The organism is Salinicoccus siamensis, assembly GCF_042429615.1.
GTDB classification, from domain to species: Bacteria; Bacillota; Bacilli; order Staphylococcales; family Salinicoccaceae; genus Salinicoccus; species Salinicoccus siamensis.
Genome location: NZ_JBHMAH010000029.1, coordinates 81847 through 99194, shown reverse-complemented (window position 1 = coordinate 99194; position 17348 = coordinate 81847). Strand labels below are relative to the sequence as shown.

Annotated in this window: 12 protein-coding genes and 1 other annotated feature (1 of these 13 running past the window's edge); of the genes, 3 read left to right on the top strand and 9 right to left on the bottom strand. The window is 48.6% G+C overall.

Annotated elements, in window-relative coordinates; all coding sequences use genetic code 11:
• The first annotated feature begins 18 nt into the window (after nucleotides 1–18).
• Genes ACFFLE_RS08950 through ACFFLE_RS08940 form a run of 3 tightly spaced genes read left to right on the top strand, consistent with a single transcriptional unit; the run spans nucleotide 19 to nucleotide 3538 of the window.
• Nucleotides 19–1197 carry an amidohydrolase gene (locus tag ACFFLE_RS08950; RefSeq protein ID WP_380570756.1) on the top strand — a complete coding sequence of 393 codons (1179 nt, stop codon included), beginning with the start codon at nucleotides 19–21 and terminating at the stop codon, nucleotides 1195–1197.
• The gene (locus tag ACFFLE_RS08945; protein WP_380570755.1) at nucleotides 1182–2372 is read left to right on the top strand and encodes a M20 metallopeptidase family protein; all 1191 of its coding nucleotides are present in this window, start codon (nucleotides 1182–1184) and stop codon (nucleotides 2370–2372) included. The genes ACFFLE_RS08950 and ACFFLE_RS08945 overlap by 16 nt, the downstream gene beginning before the upstream one ends.
• Entirely contained in the window at nucleotides 2369–3538 is a 1170-nt protein-coding gene (locus tag ACFFLE_RS08940; RefSeq protein ID WP_380570753.1) for an amidohydrolase, read from the top strand. Before ACFFLE_RS08945 ends, ACFFLE_RS08940 begins: the two co-directional genes overlap by 4 nt.
• An 88-nt stretch (nucleotides 3539–3626) precedes the next feature.
• On the opposite strand, the gene tuf is transcribed toward ACFFLE_RS08940, so the two are convergent.
• The 9 genes from tuf to rplJ form a co-directional block, all read right to left on the bottom strand.
• Entirely contained in the window at nucleotides 3627–4814 is a 1188-nt protein-coding gene (gene tuf / locus ACFFLE_RS08935) for an elongation factor Tu (protein WP_380570751.1), read from the bottom strand.
• A gap of 123 nt (nucleotides 4815–4937) precedes the next feature.
• On the bottom strand, nucleotides 4938–7019 hold the full coding sequence (gene fusA, locus ACFFLE_RS08930) for an elongation factor G (protein ID WP_380570749.1): 2082 nt from the start codon (nucleotides 7017–7019) through the stop codon (nucleotides 4938–4940).
• A gap of 57 nt (nucleotides 7020–7076) precedes the next feature.
• Entirely contained in the window at nucleotides 7077–7547 is a 471-nt protein-coding gene (rpsG, locus tag ACFFLE_RS08925) for a 30S ribosomal protein S7 (RefSeq protein WP_344703543.1), read from the bottom strand.
• Nucleotides 7548–7587: 40 nt separating this feature from the next.
• Complete coding sequence (gene rpsL, locus ACFFLE_RS08920; protein WP_344703545.1) at nucleotides 7588–8007, bottom strand: 30S ribosomal protein S12; 420 nt, start codon at nucleotides 8005–8007, stop codon at nucleotides 7588–7590.
• 222 nt (nucleotides 8008–8229) lie between these two features.
• Complete coding sequence (gene rpoC, locus ACFFLE_RS08915) at nucleotides 8230–11853, bottom strand: DNA-directed RNA polymerase subunit beta' (RefSeq protein WP_380570748.1); 3624 nt, start codon at nucleotides 11851–11853, stop codon at nucleotides 8230–8232.
• 37 nt (nucleotides 11854–11890) lie between these two features.
• Nucleotides 11891–15427, bottom strand: a complete 3537-nt coding sequence (rpoB, locus tag ACFFLE_RS08910; RefSeq protein WP_380570746.1) for a DNA-directed RNA polymerase subunit beta — start codon at nucleotides 15425–15427, stop codon at nucleotides 11891–11893.
• 217 nt (nucleotides 15428–15644) lie between these two features.
• Nucleotides 15645–16250 (bottom strand): class I SAM-dependent methyltransferase, encoded by a 606-nt coding sequence (locus tag ACFFLE_RS08905; protein WP_380570745.1) that lies wholly within the window; start codon nucleotides 16248–16250, stop codon nucleotides 15645–15647.
• A gap of 96 nt (nucleotides 16251–16346) precedes the next feature.
• A complete protein-coding gene (gene rplL / locus ACFFLE_RS08900; protein WP_344703585.1) occupies nucleotides 16347–16715 on the bottom strand; it encodes a 50S ribosomal protein L7/L12 in 369 nt (122 codons plus the stop codon).
• 27 nt (nucleotides 16716–16742) lie between these two features.
• The gene (rplJ, locus tag ACFFLE_RS08895; RefSeq protein WP_344703552.1) at nucleotides 16743–17243 is read right to left on the bottom strand and encodes a 50S ribosomal protein L10; all 501 of its coding nucleotides are present in this window, start codon (nucleotides 17241–17243) and stop codon (nucleotides 16743–16745) included.
• 30 nt (nucleotides 17244–17273) lie between these two features.
• Nucleotides 17274–17348 (bottom strand) — a sequence feature (ribosomal protein L10 leader region) (it continues 72 nt past the right edge of the window).

The following is a 17348-nucleotide window of genomic DNA, read 5'->3' as shown; positions in this document are numbered from 1 at the left end:
ATCAAGGAGGTTGAAATTATGAAGATTCGGGACATGGCACAAGCGGCATTACCCGGAATGATCGACACACGACGCTATCTGCATATGCATCCGGAAGTTTCATTCCATGAAGAACAGACCTACAGATACATATTGGAACGTCTGCAGAAGTATCCGGATCTAAAAGTACGTGAAGGGGTGGGGGAAGGCGGCATCCTCGCTACACTCGGCAATGGCGGAGATCCACATATTGCCATCCGTGCTGATTTCGATGCCCTCCCCATACATGACGAAAAAGATGTGCCCTATAGGTCTACAGTGGACGGTGTCATGCATGCGTGCGGACATGATGCCCATACGAGTACATTGCTTGCACTGCTCGACCTCCTCTATGAAAATAGGCACGCCATTAAAGGCAGCGTATCCTTCATCTTCCAATTCGCTGAGGAGATACAGCCAGGTGGCGCAGTTGCGATGGTCGGGGATGGTGCCCTGGACGGCATAGATAGGGTCTACGGCCAACATTACTGGAGCCAGTATCCGACCCATACAATCAAGACGAGACCAGGCCCCATCATATCCAGTCCGGATATGTTCAAAATAAAGATAAAGGGTCGGGGGGGTCATGCAGCACACCCAAGCCAAGCAGTCGATCCCGTAGTCATCGCAGCAGAGCTGATCACCAGTCTGCAGACTGCTGTATCACGGCAGATATCACCCTTGGACAATGCAGTCGTCACCGTCGGTAAAATACACGCCGGCGATGCCTTTAACGTCATCCCGGACACGGCTGAGCTCATCGGTACGGTAAGGACTTTCGAGCAGTCCATCAAGGAGCGCATCCAGGATATCTTCCAAAAAGAAGTTGACCACACAGCAAGGAAACGTGGGGCGACCGCTGAACTTGAGTATAATATCGGCTATCCTGCAGTCGTTAACCACAACAGGGAAGCAGATATCATCGAAGAAGCCGCAGCTGCCATGGGGCTTGAATTTGAGACTGCCAAGCCGATGATGATAGGCGAGGATTTTTCCTACTATATCAATGAGGTTCCGGGCGCCTTCTTCTTCACGGGATCGGGCAATGCAGCCAAGCAGAGTGATTATGTCCACCACCATCCCATGTTCGACTTGGATGAAGAAGCGATGACCAGTGGATTATCGATGTTCATGAAAATTCTCGAGATTGAGCAGGTGATTGAATGGAAACAAGAGTGATAGAACAGTTGGCGGAAGATCACTACGATGAAATGGTCAGATTGAGACGCCATTTCCATATGTACCCGGAGCTGTCCTTCCATGAAGTCCAGACTCCCGCATATATCGCAGAATACTTAAGGGAGCTCGGCATAGAGACAAAAGAAGGCGTCGGCGGCAGAGGTGTTGTCGGTCGCCTGATAATCGACCCGGAGCGGCCGACAGTCGCATTGCGCGCTGATTTTGATGCCCTACCGATCCAGGACCAGAAGGACGTGCCATACCGTTCGACCGTACCCGGGGTGATGCATGCCTGCGGCCATGATGCCCATACCGCAGTACTGCTCACCGTAGCCCGCATCCTTTCTGAAAATAAAGCACAGCTGCGCGGCAATGTGGTCTTTATCTTCCAGCACGCTGAAGAAGTTGATCCCGGAGGTGCCATACAGATGATTGCGGATGACTGTCTGCATGGAGTGGACGCCATATTTGGACAACATGTGAGCAGTGGCCTCGATGTCGGCACAATCGGCTACAAATACGGTACAGCAACCGGTATGCCGGACGACTTCACCATTAGGATACACGGGCGCGGCGGCCATGCCTCAAAACCGCATGTTGCAATCGACCCTGTCGCTGCAGCCATTACCTTCTGCAATCAGCTGCAGTACATCGTCACGAGAAAATCCAAGCCGATGGAGCCTGTCGTCCTATCCATCACAATGTTCAATGCCGGACATCAGCATAATATCATTCCCGATACGGTTGAAGTCGGAGGCACTATCCGGACTTTCAACCACGAGACACAGGCGGTGATGATCAACGAACTTAAAAAGTGCCTTGAAGGCCTTGTGACCACAACAGGAATAACCTACGACCTCAATTATATGAAAGGGTATCCTCCAGTGGTCAATGATACCGACAAGACAGATCTCGTGCTCCAGGCGGCGACTGGCATCTCTACAGTAAAGGAAGTACAGGAATTGGAACCGGATCTCGGCGGGGAAGATTTTTCCTACTATCTGCAGAGGGTGCCTGGCACCTTCTACTATACCGGTACCCGCAACACTAATTTCAAAGCCGACTACCCGCATCATCACGGCCAGTTCGACATCGATGAGAAGGGCTTGACGAATGCTGTCTCTGTCATGGTGAAATCCGTCTTCAACTACTTCGCTAAGGAGGCGGTCATATGATGAAGCTCCAGCAGGATATAGAGAGGCTGCACGAGGAAATGGTCCATATACGCCGGCATATGCATATGCATCCGGAACTCTCCTTTAAAGAAGCAGAAACAAAAGGGTATATCTATAATCAGATCAGCGATCTTGGCCTAGATATCCGCCGGGATGTGGGCGGTAATGGTCTTGTTGCCCGATTGAATATTAATGATGACTTCAGGACTGTCGCTTTGCGCGCTGATTTTGATGCCTTGCCGATCCAGGATGAAAAGGATGTGCCCTACAGGTCCACCGTGCCGGGGGTCATGCATGCATGCGGCCACGATGCACATACTGCAATGCTCATCACGACGGCGCGTATACTCGCGGCACGTAAAGATGACCTGAAGGTCAATGTCGTCTTTATCTTCCAGCATGCAGAGGAGATGCTGCCCGGGGGTGCACAGGCGATGATCGAGGACGGGGCACTTGATGGTGTCGATTATATATTCGGGACACATGTCTCTTCCCTCTATCCAACAGGTACGCTATCCTACACAAAAGATTTCGCATATGCCGCAGCAGATGCCTTTACGATCACTGTAGCAGGACGTGGGGGGCATGGGGCGGAACCCCATGAAGCGATCGATCCCGTCGTTGCAGGGGCATCACTGGTCCAGCAGCTCCAATCCATCGTTTCACGCACCGTCGATTCTTTAAAGTCAGCTGTTGTGACGACCAGCATGTTCAACGGGGGGTCTTCTTTCAATGTCATCCCTAATGCAGTGGAGTTGCGGGGCACGATACGTACATTCGAGCAAAGTGTAAAAGATGATGTACTGAGACGGATGGATGGCATCATAAAAGGCAGCGAATCAAGTTTCGAGGTCACATGCAATCTCGACTATCAGCATGGCTACCCTGCGCTGCTCAACAATAACTCGCAACTTGACCATGCCCGCCATTCCCTCGAAGATGCAGCATATGTAAAAATCATTGAAGAAAACCCTCCTTCCATGGGTGGTGAGGATTTTGCATATTACCTTGAGAAGGTGCCTGGCTGCTATTTCTATACTGGCGTCCGTAATCCGGAAAAAGGAATCAATCATCCTCATCACCATCCATTGTTCGACATCGATGAGGATGGCCTGAAGGCCGGGGTGGAATCCCTCTGCAGCATCGTTCTTAAATTTGGTGAATAATAAAAAAAGCCATCTCTTTCGAGATGGCTTTTTCATATATGAAAGAAGCCAAGGGGAAAAACCCTGGCTTCTAATATCTTCAAATATATTATTTGATGATTTCAGTTACAACACCTGATCCAACAGTACGTCCACCTTCACGGATGGAGAAACGTGTACCGTCTTCGATCGCGATTGGAGAAATGAGTTCAACGTTCATTTCAACGTTATCGCCAGGCATAACCATTTCTGTACCTTCAGGAAGTTCTACCACACCAGTTACGTCCGTAGTACGGAAGTAGAACTGTGGGCGGTAGTTGTTGAAGAATGGAGTGTGACGTCCACCTTCTTCTTTTGAAAGTACATAAACTTCAGCTTTGAAGTTAGTGTGTGGTGTGATGGATCCAGGAGCAGCAAGTACTTGTCCACGCTGGATGTCTTCACGTGCTACACCACGGAGGAGCGCACCGATGTTGTCGCCAGCTTCTGCATAGTCAAGAAGCTTACGGAACATTTCAACACCTGTAACAGTTGTTTTAGTGGACTCTTCATTGATACCGATGATTTCAACTTCTGCACCAACTTTAACGCTTCCACGTTCTACACGGCCAGTCGCAACTGTTCCGCGTCCTGTGATGGAGAATACGTCCTCTACAGGCATCATGAATGGCTTGTCGGAGTCACGTTCTGGAGTCGGGATGAATTCGTCGACTGCATTCATGAGTTCCAAGATTTTGTCTTCGTATTCTTCTACACCTTCAAGCGCTTTAAGAGCAGAACCTGCGATTACAGGGATGTCATCGCCTGGGAAGTCGTATTCAGAAAGAAGCTCACGCACTTCCATTTCTACGAGTTCAAGAAGCTCTTCGTCGTCTACCATGTCTACTTTGTTGAGGAATACAACAAGTGCTGGTACACCAACGTTACGTGAAAGCAGGATGTGCTCACGAGTTTGTGGCATTGGGCCATCTGCTGCAGAAACGACGAGGATACCGCCGTCCATTTGAGCTGCACCAGTGATCATGTTTTTGACGTAGTCAGCGTGACCTGGGCAGTCAACGTGCGCATAGTGGCGTGTTTCAGTTTCATACTCGATGTGGGAAGTGTTGATCGTGATTCCACGCTCTTTTTCTTCCGGTGCGTTATCGATCTGAGCATAGCTCTGCGCTTCGCCTGATCCTCTTTTAGCGAGAACTGTTGCGATAGCGGCTGTGAGTGTAGTTTTACCGTGGTCAACGTGACCAATTGTACCTATATTGGCATGCGTCTTGGAACGGTCGAATTTTTCTTTTGCCATTTGTATACCTCTCCTTAAAAGAATTGTTTATATTTATATTGAAACTCGGAAACGGGACGTGCCCGCCCGAGGTGTTTCTAAACCACTTATAAATGATTATGATCCAAAAATCAAGCGAGCTGATTATTCACCTTTGTTTTTCTTGATGATTTCTTCAGAAATTGATTTTGGAACTTCTTCGTAGTGATCGAATACCATTGTATATGTGCCGCGTCCCTGCGTGTTGGAACGCAGATTCGTTGCATAACCGAACATTTCAGAAAGTGGCACGAAAGCATTGACGACTTGCGCATTACCACGCGCAGCCATACCTTCAACACGTCCGCGACGGCTTGTGACATCACCCATGATATCACCCATATACTCCTCAGGCATTACGATCTCAACCTTCATGACTGGTTCGAGAATGACCGGGTCACATACTTTGGCAGCTTCCCTGAGTGCCAATGATGCAGCAACCTTAAAGGCCATTTCTGAGGAGTCGACATCGTGGTAGGAACCATCGAAGAGTTTTGCTTTGACGTCTACCATAGGGTAGCCTGCAAGCACACCGTTCTCCATGGAGTCCCTGAGTCCTGCTTCGACGGATGGAATATATTCACGTGGAACCACACCACCGACGATCGCGTTTTCAAACTCGAATCCGCCGCCTACTTCGTTAGGTGTGAATTCGATGTGAACATCACCAAACTGGCCACGTCCACCGGATTGACGCGCGAACTTACCTTGAACAGCTGCCTGCTTCTTGAACGTCTCGCGGTAGGACACCATTGGCGCACCTACGTTACAATCCACTCTGAATTCACGCTTCATACGGTCTACGAGGATATCAAGGTGGAGTTCACCCATACCGCCGATGATGACCTGACCCGTTTCGTTATCGGTGTGTGCCGTGAAGGTAGGGTCTTCTTCCTGAAGTTTGACGAGTGCGCTGGACATTTTGTCTTGGTCAGCTTTGGATTTAGGTTCCACAGAGAGGTGGATAACCGGCTCTGGGAAGTCCATTGATTCAAGGATGACCTGGTTCTTCTCGTCACAGAGCGTATCCCCTGTTCCAGTATCTTTCAAGCCGATCGCAGCAGCGATGTCGCCTGCATAGACAGTGGAAATTTCTTGACGGGAGTTGGCGTGCATCTGAAGGAGACGACCAACACGTTCGCGTTTGTCTTTCGCCGTGTTCTGAACATAGGAGCCTGCGCTGAGGGTACCTGAATAGACACGGAAGAAAGTCAATTTACCGACGAATGGATCAGTCATGACCTTAAAGGCAAGTGCTGCAAATGACTCAGAGTCATCCGGCTTAGCAATAACCTCTTCATCTTCATCATCTTTTCTGTGACCAACGATCGGTTTCACATCAAGTGGGGACGGAAGATAGTCGATTGCAGCATTAAGAAGGAGTTGAACCCCTTTGTTCTTGAACGCAGTACCGCAAAGTACAGGATAGAACTCAACATCACAAGTTGCCTGACGGATTGCAGCTTTCAATTCTTCAACAGAAATATCTTCTCCGCCAAGGTATTTCTCCATGATGTCTTCATTTACGTCGGCAAGTCCTTCAATGAGGCCTTCCCTAAGCTCTTCTGCCTTTTCTTTGTACTCAGCTGGAATTTCAATTTCCTGAACATCAGTACCAAGGTCATTGTTGTAGTTAAATGCCTTCATCTCAACCAAATCTATGATCCCTGTGAAGTTATCTTCAGAACCGATTGGGAATTGGATTGGATGCGCATTTGCTTGAAGGCGATCCTTGATTGTACTTACTGAGTACTCAAAGTCTGCACCGACTTTATCCATCTTGTTGATGAAGACGATACGCGGCACACCATAAGTTGTCGCCTGCCTCCAGACAGTTTCCGTCTGCGGCTCAACGCCAGACTGGGCATCAAGTACCGTCACCGCGCCATCAAGTACACGCAAAGAACGTTCAACTTCTACTGTGAAGTCTACGTGGCCTGGTGTATCGATGATGTTGACACGGTGGCCGTCCCATTGTGCTGTCGTCGCAGCGGAAGTGATCGTGATTCCACGCTCCTGCTCCTGCTCCATCCAGTCCATCTGTGACGCACCTTCATGCGTTTCACCGATTTTATGGATACGGCCGGTATAATAGAGGATACGTTCAGTCGTTGTTGTCTTACCGGCATCGATGTGGGCCATGATACCGATATTACGCGTTTTTTCTAAAGAGAATTCTCTTGCCATTGATATCTTTTTCTCCTTCCGGGAATGGAATAGATAGGCTGTTGCACAACCTTCTTATTACCAGCGGTAGTGTGCGAAAGCTCTGTTTGCTTCAGCCATCTTATGAACGTCTTCACGTTTCTTGACAGCACCACCAGTATTGTTGGCAGCATCAAGAATTTCGTTTGCCAGGCGCTCTTCCATAGTCTTCTCCCCGCGCAGACGCGAGTAGTTTACGAGCCAGCGGAGGCCGAGAGTCGTACGGCGTTCTGGGCGCACCTCAACAGGTACTTGGTAGTTTGAACCACCTACACGACGTGCTTTGACTTCAAGTACTGGCATGATGTTTTCGATCGCTTCATCAAAAACTTCCCCTGCATCTCTGCCGGAACGTTCCTGTACAAGATCGAAAGCTGAGTAAAGAATTCTTTGGGAAGTACCGCGTTTTCCGTCTACCATCATTTTGTTGATGAGCTTAGTCACAAGCTTGGAATTGTGGATCGGATCCGGCAATACATCTCTTTTTGGGACTGGTCCTTTACGTGGCATAGTCATCCTCCTTTCAAAAATTTTATATCATTTTATATTTTTATTTTTTCTTCTTGGCGCGTTTAGTACCGTATAGTGAACGGCTCTGTTTACGGTCGTTGACACCTGAAGTATCAAGCGCACCGCGTACAACGTGGTAGCGTACACCAGGAAGGTCCTTTACACGTCCTCCACGGATGAGTACAACACTGTGCTCTTGGAGATTGTGTCCGATTCCAGGTATATATGCGTTCACTTCAATAGTGTTTGAAAGTCTCACACGTGCATATTTACGGAGGGCGGAGTTCGGTTTCTTAGGAGTCATCGTACCGACACGCGTACATACACCTCTTTTTTGTGGTGCATTTTCGTCCGTCATACGTTTCTTAAGACTGTTGTAGCCCTTGTTCAATGCTGGTGAGTCTGTGCTTTGTGATTTGCTTTGACGAGGTTTTCTCACAAGCTGGTTAATCGTTGGCATGGTTTTCCTCCTCTCTTCAATTAATCCCACACATCCAGGTGGCTCATTTTAAAGGTATAAAAAAATGTGTAAGAAATAATTCTTACATTTTACATTTTATCTCCCCATAACAATCGTAAAGATTCAATATGGAGTAACCTTAATTATAGTAGCATCTCTGAATAGGGATGTCAACACACTATTTTAAAACAGTACCCGCTCAAAAGAGCGGGTATCCTGTTTTTATTCTTCAATAAGAATTTCTTCCTTCTGCTCTGCAGACTCAGGATGTTCGACATCGATTTCCACATCGCGGTATCTCGGCATTCCCGTACCTGCCGGTATGAGTTTACCGATGATGACGTTCTCTTTGAGACCGAGAAGTTCATCACGTTTACCTTTGATTGCAGCATCTGTCAGCACTCTTGTCGTTTCTTGGAAGCTTGCTGCAGAAAGGAAGCTTTCTGTTTCAAGTGACGCCTTGGTGATACCGAGCAGTACCGGTTTTGCGGTTGCCGGACGTTTGCGCTTCTTGAAGATATCACGGTTGGCATCCGTAAAGGCATGGATGTCGACCAGTGCGCCAGGGAGGAGCTTAGTATCACCGGCATCGATGATACGGACCTTCCTCAGCATCTGTCTGACCATGACCTCAACGTGCTTATCATCTATTTCAACACCTTGCATGCGGTATACCTTCTGAACTTCCTTAAGCAGGTATTCCTGCGTGCGGTTCAGGCCTGCGACCGCGAGGAGTTCCTTCGGCTCGATCGAACCTTCAGTCAGTATCTCACCCGGTTCGACCTTATCGCCGATTTCTACAAGCAGACGTGCTGTCGCTGGGGCAGTATACGTCTTCGTTTCCTGCTCACCTTTGATCTTGATCTCCTGCTGGCGATCTTTGACGATTTCAATATCAGTCACCGCTCCGCGGATTTCTGAAATCATCGCCTGACCTTTTGGATTACGTGCTTCGAAGAGCTCCTGTATACGCGGCAGACCTTGAGTGATGTCGCTTCCTGCGACCCCACCCGTGTGGAATGTACGCATTGTAAGCTGTGTACCCGGCTCACCGATGGATTGTGCAGCGATAGTACCAACTGCTTCACCCACTTCTACTTTTTCGCCGGTTGCAAGGTTCTTACCATAGCAACGTTCACACACGCCGTGGCGTGTATTACATGTGAAGGCTGAGCGGATGTACATTTCTTCGACGCCACTGTTCACAATCGCTTTCGCTATCTCATTTGTGATCAGTTCATTTGAGTGGACCAGGATTTCCTTCGTTTCAGGATCCTTGACTGTCTCTTTGGCATAACGCCCTTCGAGACGGTCGATGAGTGGCTCAATCAATTCTGAACCTTCTGTAAGCGCTGAAACGAGCAGCCCTTTATCAGTTCCACAGTCGTCGTCGCGGACAATGACATCTTGCGCAACATCGACCAGACGTCTTGTAAGGTACCCTGAGTCCGCCGTCTTAAGTGCAGTATCGGCCAGACCTTTACGTGCACCGTGCGTGGAGATGAAGTACTCAAGGACCGTCAGTCCTTCACGGAAGCTGGACTTGATCGGAAGTTCTATGATCTGCCCTGACGGGTTGGCCATCAGACCACGCATTCCGGCCAGTTGAGTAAAGTTGGATGCGTTACCCCTGGCACCTGAATCACTCATCATGAATATCGGATTCAGGCGATCAAGTGACTGCATCAGCCGTGCTTGGATATCATCCTTTGCACGCGTCCACAGTTCTATGACCGTGCCGTAGCGTTCTTCTTCTGTGATCAGTCCACGTGCAAACTGCTTCTGGACCTTTTCAACCTTCTCTTCTGTCTCATCGATGATTTCCTGCTTCTCAGGAAGTACGACGATATCAGACACACCTACAGTGATTCCGGCTTTGGATGAATACTTGAAGCCGAGATCCTTCATAAGGTCGAGCATGACGGAAGTTTCAGTGATATGGAAAGCGTTGAACACTTCCGCTATGATCTGTCCAAGGAATTTCTTGTTGAACGGATCGACTAGTGGCACCTCTTTGAAACGCTCCGCCAATCCACCCTCACCAAGTTCCGATGCAGCGACGAAATAACGGTCCGGAGTTTTCACTTCAAGGTTTTCCCTTGTCGGCTCATTGATGTACGGGAAGGAAGGTGGCATGATTTCATTGAAGATGACTTTTCCTGTCGTCGTCATGAGTATCTTGCCCTGGTTCTCCCTGGAAACCTTCTCTGCCGCGAAGCTGTCGGTATGCACGCCGATGCGGCTGTGGAGTTGTACATAGCCGTTCTGATAAGCCATTACAACTTCATCCGCATCCTTGAAGATGTGGCCTTCGCGTTTTGTGTTCTCCCTCTCAAGTGTAAGGTAGTAGTTGCCGAGCACCATATCCTGTGAAGGCGTTACAACCGGCTTGCCATCCTTAGGGTTCAAGATGTTTTGGGCAGCCAGCATCAATGTGCGGGCCTCGGCCTGAGCTTCTTTCGATAGCGGTACATGCACTGCCATCTGGTCACCATCAAAGTCTGCGTTATAGGCAGTCGTAACCAATGGATGCAACCTGATCGCACGTCCTTCGACGAGCGTCGCCTCGAACGCCTGGATACCTAGGCGGTGAAGTGTCGGTGCACGGTTCAGCAGTATCGGGTGCTCCTTGATGACATCTTCAAGGACATCCCACACTTCATTTTCCATGCGCTCTATCTTACCTTTGGCATTCTTGATGTTGGTCGCCATTTCACGTTCAACAAGCTCTTTCATGACGAACGGCTTGAACAGTTCGAGAGCCATCTCCCTCGGCAGTCCACACTGGTACATCTTCAGGCTTGGACCAACTACGATGACTGAACGTCCAGAGTAGTCGACACGTTTACCGAGCAGGTTCTGACGGAAACGTCCCTGTTTCCCTTTCAGCATGTGGGAGAGGGATTTGAGCGGACGGTTCCCCGGACCAGTCACCGGACGACCGCGGCGGCCGTTATCGATCAATGCATCAACAGCTTCCTGGAGCATACGTTTTTCGTTCTGGACGATGATGCCAGGCGCTCCCAAGTCAAGGAGACGCTTGAGGCGGTTATTACGGTTGATGACCCGACGGTAGAGGTCGTTCAAGTCACTTGTGGCGAAACGCCCGCCATCAAGTTGGACCATCGGACGGATTTCCGGTGGGATGATCGGCAGTACGTCAAGGATCATCCACGCAGGATCGTTTCCTGAGCTCCTGAATGATTCAACGACTTCAAGACGTTTGATTGCACGGGTCAACCTTTGGCCTGTTGCTGTTTCCAGCTCTTTTCTGAGTTGGGCGAGCTCATCTTCGAGGTTGACATCCATCAGCAGTTCCCTGATGGCTTCAGCACCCATCTTGGCTGTAAATGTATTGCCGTGCTTATCATAATATTCCCTGTACTCGCGCTCAGTCAGCAGCTGCTTAGGTTCAAGGCCGGTAGATCCTGGCTTGATGACTGCGTAGGACGCGAAGTAGATGACTTCTTCCAGGGAGCGTGGGGACATATCAAGCAGCAGCCCCATCCTGGAGGGGATGCCTTTGAAATACCAGATGTGGGAGACAGGGGCAGCAAGTTCAATGTGCCCCATCCTCTCACGTCTGACCTTGGCACGTGTCACTTCCACACCACAGCGGTCGCAGACCATGCCTTTGTACCTTACACGCTTATATTTACCGCAGCTACATTCCCAATCTTTCGTCGGGCCGAATATCTTTTCACAGAAAAGGCCGTCTCGTTCAGGCTTAAGCGTTCTATAGTTGATCGTTTCAGGTTTTTTCACTTCACCGAAAGACCATGAACGGATCTTTTCGGATGAAGCCAGACCTATTTTCATATATTCAAATCTATTTACATCTATCAATGAGCTTTCCTCCCTAAAGTTTTATCAAGCTCAATCATCATTCAGTGACATCTTCAGTCGCTGCTTTTGGCTCCGCACTCAAATTCATCTGATTAGGCGCTTCGTCCTCTTCTGTATCACGCATCTCGATTTCTTCATCATTCTCATCAAGCAGATTGACATCGAGACCGAGGCTCTGCAACTCCTTCATCAGCACACGGAATGATTCAGGCACGCCGGGTTTAGGGACATTTTCACCTTTTACGATCGCTTCGTAGGTCTTCACGCGACCGACGGTATCATCGGATTTGACCGTCAGGATTTCCTGGAGGGTATAGGCGGCACCATATGCTTCCAGTGCCCATACTTCCATTTCCCCGAAACGCTGGCCACCGAACTGGGCTTTACCGCCGAGTGGCTGCTGTGTAACAAGTGAATATGGTCCAGTACTTCTCGCATGGAGTTTGTCGTCGACCATGTGGGCAAGCTTGAGCATGTACATGACACCAACGGAGATGCGGCTCTCAAACGGTTCTCCCGTCCTGCCGTCGTAGAGGACGGTCTTACCGTCATGGGCAAGTCCTGCTTCTGACATCGTCTCCCATACATCTTCCTCATTCGCACCGTCGAATACTGGGGATGCCATCTTCACACCCATGGCACGGGAAGCCATACCGAGGTGGAGTTCAAGCACTTGTCCGATATTCATACGCGATGGTACCCCAAGTGGGTTGAGCATAAGGTCGATTGGTGTGCCGTCCGGCATGTAAGGCATGTCCTCCTCAGGCAGGATTCTGGAGATGACACCTTTGTTACCGTGTCGTCCACACATTTTGTCACCTACGCTGATCTTACGCTTTTGCACGATGTAGACGCGCACGAGCTGATTGACCCCTGGAGAGAGTTCGTCACCATCTTCACGGTTGAAGACTTTGACATCCAACACAATGCCGCCTGCACCGTGCGGTACACGGAGTGAAGTATCACGCACTTCACGTGCTTTCTCACCGAATATCGCATGGAGTAGACGCTCTTCCGCTGTCAGTTCGGTTACACCTTTAGGCGTGACCTTACCGACGAGGATATCGCCATCCTTGACTTCAGCACCGATGTGTACGATGCCGCGGTCATCCAGTTTCTTCAGCGCATTATCGGAAACGTTCGGAATGTCCCTTGTGATTTCTTCAGGTCCGAGTTTCGTATCCCTCGATTCTGATTCATACTCCTCTATGTGGATGGAAGTATAGACGTCATCCTTGACCATGCGTTCACTCATGATGACGGCATCCTCATAGTTGTAGCCGTCCCAAGTCATGAAGCCGACCACCAGGTTTTGGCCCAGTGCCATCTCGCCATTATCCATTGACGGCCCGTCAGCAAGGATTTCACCTTTGGCGACGATATCGTCTTTAGCGACAATCGGCCTCTGGTTATAGCATGTTCCGGAGTTCGAACGGATGAATTTGGACAATTTATATACATCTTTGTCCGTCTCAACTTCTTTTCCATTCTGATCTTCAATCCGACGCACGTGGATTTCTTTTGCTTCTACACGTTCTACACGGCCTTTGTAGCGTGCGACGATTGCAGCACCAGAGTCGCGTGCAGCCACGTGCTCCATGCCCGTACCGATATGTGGGGACTGCGGAATCAGGAGTGGTACAGCCTGACGTTGCATGTTCGCACCCATCAAAGCACGGTTCGAGTCATCGTTTTCCAGGAATGGGATACATGCCGTCGCCGCAGAAACAACTTGTTTCGGGGATACGTCCATGTAGTCCATGCGTTCTCTCGCCATCTTCGTGTTGTTACCACGGAAGCGGCAGACGATTTCTTCGTTGGTGAATGAACCATCTTCTTCAAGGAGCGCGTTCGCCTGGGCGACGACGTAGCTGTCTTCCTCGTCAGCTGTCAGGTAGTGTGTCTCACTTGTGACCTTGTTCGTCTCTGGGTCGACTCTTCTATATGGAGTTTCGATGAAGCCGAACTCATTGACCCGCGCATAGCTGGACAGGGAGTTGATCAGACCGATGTTCGGTCCTTCTGGCGTTTCGATTGGACACATGCGTCCGTAGTGGGAGTAGTGTACGTCACGTACTTCCATTCCTGCACGCTCACGCGTCAGACCGCCGGGTCCAAGCGCAGATAGACGTCTCTTGTGCGTCAATTCAGCAAGTGGATTCGTCTGGTCCATGAATTGCGACAGCTGTGAACTTCCGAAAAACTCCTTGATGGAGGCGATTACCGGACGGATGTTGATCAGTTGCTGTGGTGTGATGGATTCAGTGTCCTGAATCGACATGCGCTCCCTCACTACACGTTCCATACGGGAAACACCAATCCTGAATTGGTTTTGGAGCAGTTCCCCTACAGAGCGGAGACGACGGTTACCGAGGTGGTCTATATCGTCAGTGTGTCCCACTCCATGAAGCAGGTTGAAGAAATAGCTCATGGAAGCAATGATGTCAGAAGGTGTGATTGACTTCACTTCAACATCAGGGAATGCGTTTCCTATGATGGTTGTGGTACCCTCTTCCATGTTCGGCGCTTCAACTTTTATGGATTGGATTTCAATCGGCTCATCGAGCAGTCCATTCTCTAGATGATATGTTTCCAGGTTCGCATTGGATTCAAGGACATCCATGATGCCGTCCAATGTACGTCTGTCGATTGTAGTGCCTGTTTCTGCTACAATTTCTCCTGTTTCCCGGTCGACGATCGGCTCAGCCAACACCTGGTTGAACAGACGGTCTTTCAGATGGAGTTTTTTGTTCATCTTATAACGCCCTACACTCGCAAGGTCATAACGTTTTGGATCGAAGAAGCGGGAATATAGAAGATTCCTCGCGTTCTCGACAGTCGGTGGTTCGCCTGGGCGAAGTCGTTCGTAGATTTCTAGGAGTGCCTGATCTACCGTTTCGGTAGTATCCTTCTCAAGCGTATTCCTGACGTATTCATTATCTCCAAGAATATTGATGATTTCCTGGTCGGTAGAGAATCCGAGTGCTCTAAGAAGTATAGTCATAGGCAGTTTACGTGTACGGTCGATCCTCACGTATACGATGTCCTTGGCGTCTATTTCATATTCAAGCCAAGCGCCGCGGTTCGGGATCACTGTCGCGCCAAACCCTCTTTTGCCGTTCTTATCGATTTTTTCGGAATAATAGACAGATGGACTTCTGACAAGTTGTGATACTATGACGCGTTCCGCCCCATTGATGACGAAAGTGCCGGTATCAGTCATCAGAGGAAAATCACCCATGAACACTTCCTGTTCTTTAACCTCACCCGTCTCTTTTATGATCAGACGGACTTTCACACGCAAAGGCGCAGAATAGGTTGCATCATGGTTCTTTGCCTCATCCTCATCATATTTAGGTTCGCCGAGTTTATAGTCGACGAACTCCAGTGACATATTACCTGTGAAGTCTTCAACTGGAGAAATGTCCTTGAACATCTCTATAAGGCCTTTCTCCAGGAACCATTCGTAGGATTTTGTCTGGATTTCGATCAGGTTCGGCAGATCCATTTTTTCTTCGATTCGTGCATAACTTCTGCGTGTAGCGTGTCTTCCATATTGAATCAGTTCACTCATCGACAGATTCACCCCTAATAAAAATTACGTAAAACATTCACCGAAGCAGTTAAACAGTTAATAAGACAAAAAGAAAACGGAATCGAAACCAACCCCATTTTCTATTAATCAACTATATTTATACGCTCCATTCAATCCGCACTGAAAAAATGCATACTGATTGACATTATATTTTTACATTCTATAACTATATCACAGAAAAAAAGTCAAGTCAAATTTAAAATTGGCCTGTGACGCCCTTCAGGACGTAGTATCCTTTATCTTTCGCAAGCGTCTCAACATTGCCGAAACTTTCTTGGATGGCTTTGCGATATGAAGGCATCCCCTGCTTTTTCTGGACGACCATATAGAATGCACCATCTTCAAGACGTCCGGCGGCATCTTCTATGATGTCGAGCACCACGTCTTTCCCTGCCCTGAACGGAGGATTCGTCACGTAGAAGTCTGGCTTAAAGGCTTCGGCATGGGCGTCGTATTCACTGCGATCCTTCACTTCGGCCGCAACTCTATTGCGGGAAGCATTCTCCTTGGAGAGCAGAAGTCCGTCCGGGTTCACTTCAATCATCAGTGGGGTTGCGTCAAGGACATCTCCAATGACGATGCCAATCGGACCATAACCTGCCCCCATATCAATGAAGTCTCCTCCTGCATCAGCGCTCCTATCTTTTATGACTGCATCAATAAGTACTGCGCTGCCATAATCGATGCGATCCTTGGAGAAGACACCACGGTCCGTTTTGAATGTGTAGCGCTTACCTTGGTATGCGTACTCTATTTCTTTATAATTATGTTCCGAATCATGTCCGGTGAAATAATGGCTCATCACACCACTCCTATATTTATGCGCCGTCATTATGTAAATAAAGAGACTCATTTAAACAATCGTTTAAAATGAGCCTCCCTACATATCTGAATAAGATTATTTAAGTTCTACGCTTGCGCCAACTTCTTCGAGTTGTGCTTTAAGTTCTTCAGCGTCTTCTTTAGAAGCGCCTTCTTTGACGACTTTAGGTGCGCCGTCAACGACTGCTTTAGCATCTTTGAGGCCAAGGCCTGTCGCTTCACGAACAACTTTGATGACTTTGATCTTAGAAGATCCAGCGTCTGTAAGTTCAACGTCGAACTCAGTCTGCTCTTCTGCTGCCGCTTCGCCTGCACCAGCGCCTGCTGCTGCCACTGGAGCTGCAGCTGTAACGCCGAACTCTTCTTCTATTGCTTTGACAAGGTCATTCAGTTCAAGTACGGACATACCTTTGATTTCTTCAATGATTTGTTCTTGGGACATTATAATTCCTCCATTTATTGGTATAGTTTATTAAGCTTCTTCGTTTTCCTTCTCTTCACCGACAGCTTTAACTGCATAGGCGAAGTTGCGTACTGGAGCTTGCAGTACGGAAAGCAGCATGGATACGAGTCCATCTTTGTCTGGAAGCGTTGCAATTGCTTTGACATCTTCAACCGGTGTGAATTGACCTTCGATGATGCCTGCTTTGATTTCCAATGCTTCATGATCTTTGGCGAAGTTGTTCAAGATCTTCGCAGGTGCAATCACATCTTCGTTTGAGAATGCGATAGCGTTTGGTCCCGTCAGGAATTCATTGATTTCAGTAAGCTCAGCTTTTTCTGCCGCGCGGCGTGTCATCGTATTCTTGTAGACTTTGAATTCGATATTCGCTTCACGGAGCTGTTTGCGAAGCTCAGTCATTTCAGAAACAGTCAGGCCACGGTAGTCTACAAGTACAGTAGATACAGAGTTCTTAAATTGTTCTGTGATGACATCGATGTGTTGCTGTTTAGCTTCAATCACTGTTGACATAGTTACACCTCCATATTTGTTTGTGTATCCGGTGCAATAAAAAAAGCACCTTTTACCCTCGGCAAAAAGTGCTTGAATTTATATTGAATATCATTCAAGTCTTAA

Coding starts and splice junctions, on each gene's coding strand:
- tuf (WP_380570751.1), bottom strand. CDS start 4,814: ATGGCAAAAGAAAAATTCGACCGTTCCAAGACGCATGCCAATATAGGT.
- rpsL (WP_344703545.1), bottom strand. CDS start 8,007: ATGCCAACGATTAACCAGCTTGTGAGAAAACCTCGTCAAAGCAAATCA.
- rplJ (WP_344703552.1), bottom strand. CDS start 17,243: ATGTCAACAGTGATTGAAGCTAAACAGCAACACATCGATGTCATCACA.
- rpoB (WP_380570746.1), bottom strand. CDS start 15,427: ATGAGTGAACTGATTCAATATGGAAGACACGCTACACGCAGAAGTTAT.
- fusA (WP_380570749.1), bottom strand. CDS start 7,019: ATGGCAAGAGAATTCTCTTTAGAAAAAACGCGTAATATCGGTATCATG.
- ACFFLE_RS08945 (WP_380570755.1), top strand. CDS start 1,182: ATGGAAACAAGAGTGATAGAACAGTTGGCGGAAGATCACTACGATGAA.
- rpsG (WP_344703543.1), bottom strand. CDS start 7,547: ATGCCACGTAAAGGACCAGTCCCAAAAAGAGATGTATTGCCGGATCCG.
- ACFFLE_RS08940 (WP_380570753.1), top strand. CDS start 2,369: ATGATGAAGCTCCAGCAGGATATAGAGAGGCTGCACGAGGAAATGGTC.
- ACFFLE_RS08950 (WP_380570756.1), top strand. CDS start 19: ATGAAGATTCGGGACATGGCACAAGCGGCATTACCCGGAATGATCGAC.
- ACFFLE_RS08905 (WP_380570745.1), bottom strand. CDS start 16,250: ATGAGCCATTATTTCACCGGACATGATTCGGAACATAATTATAAAGAA.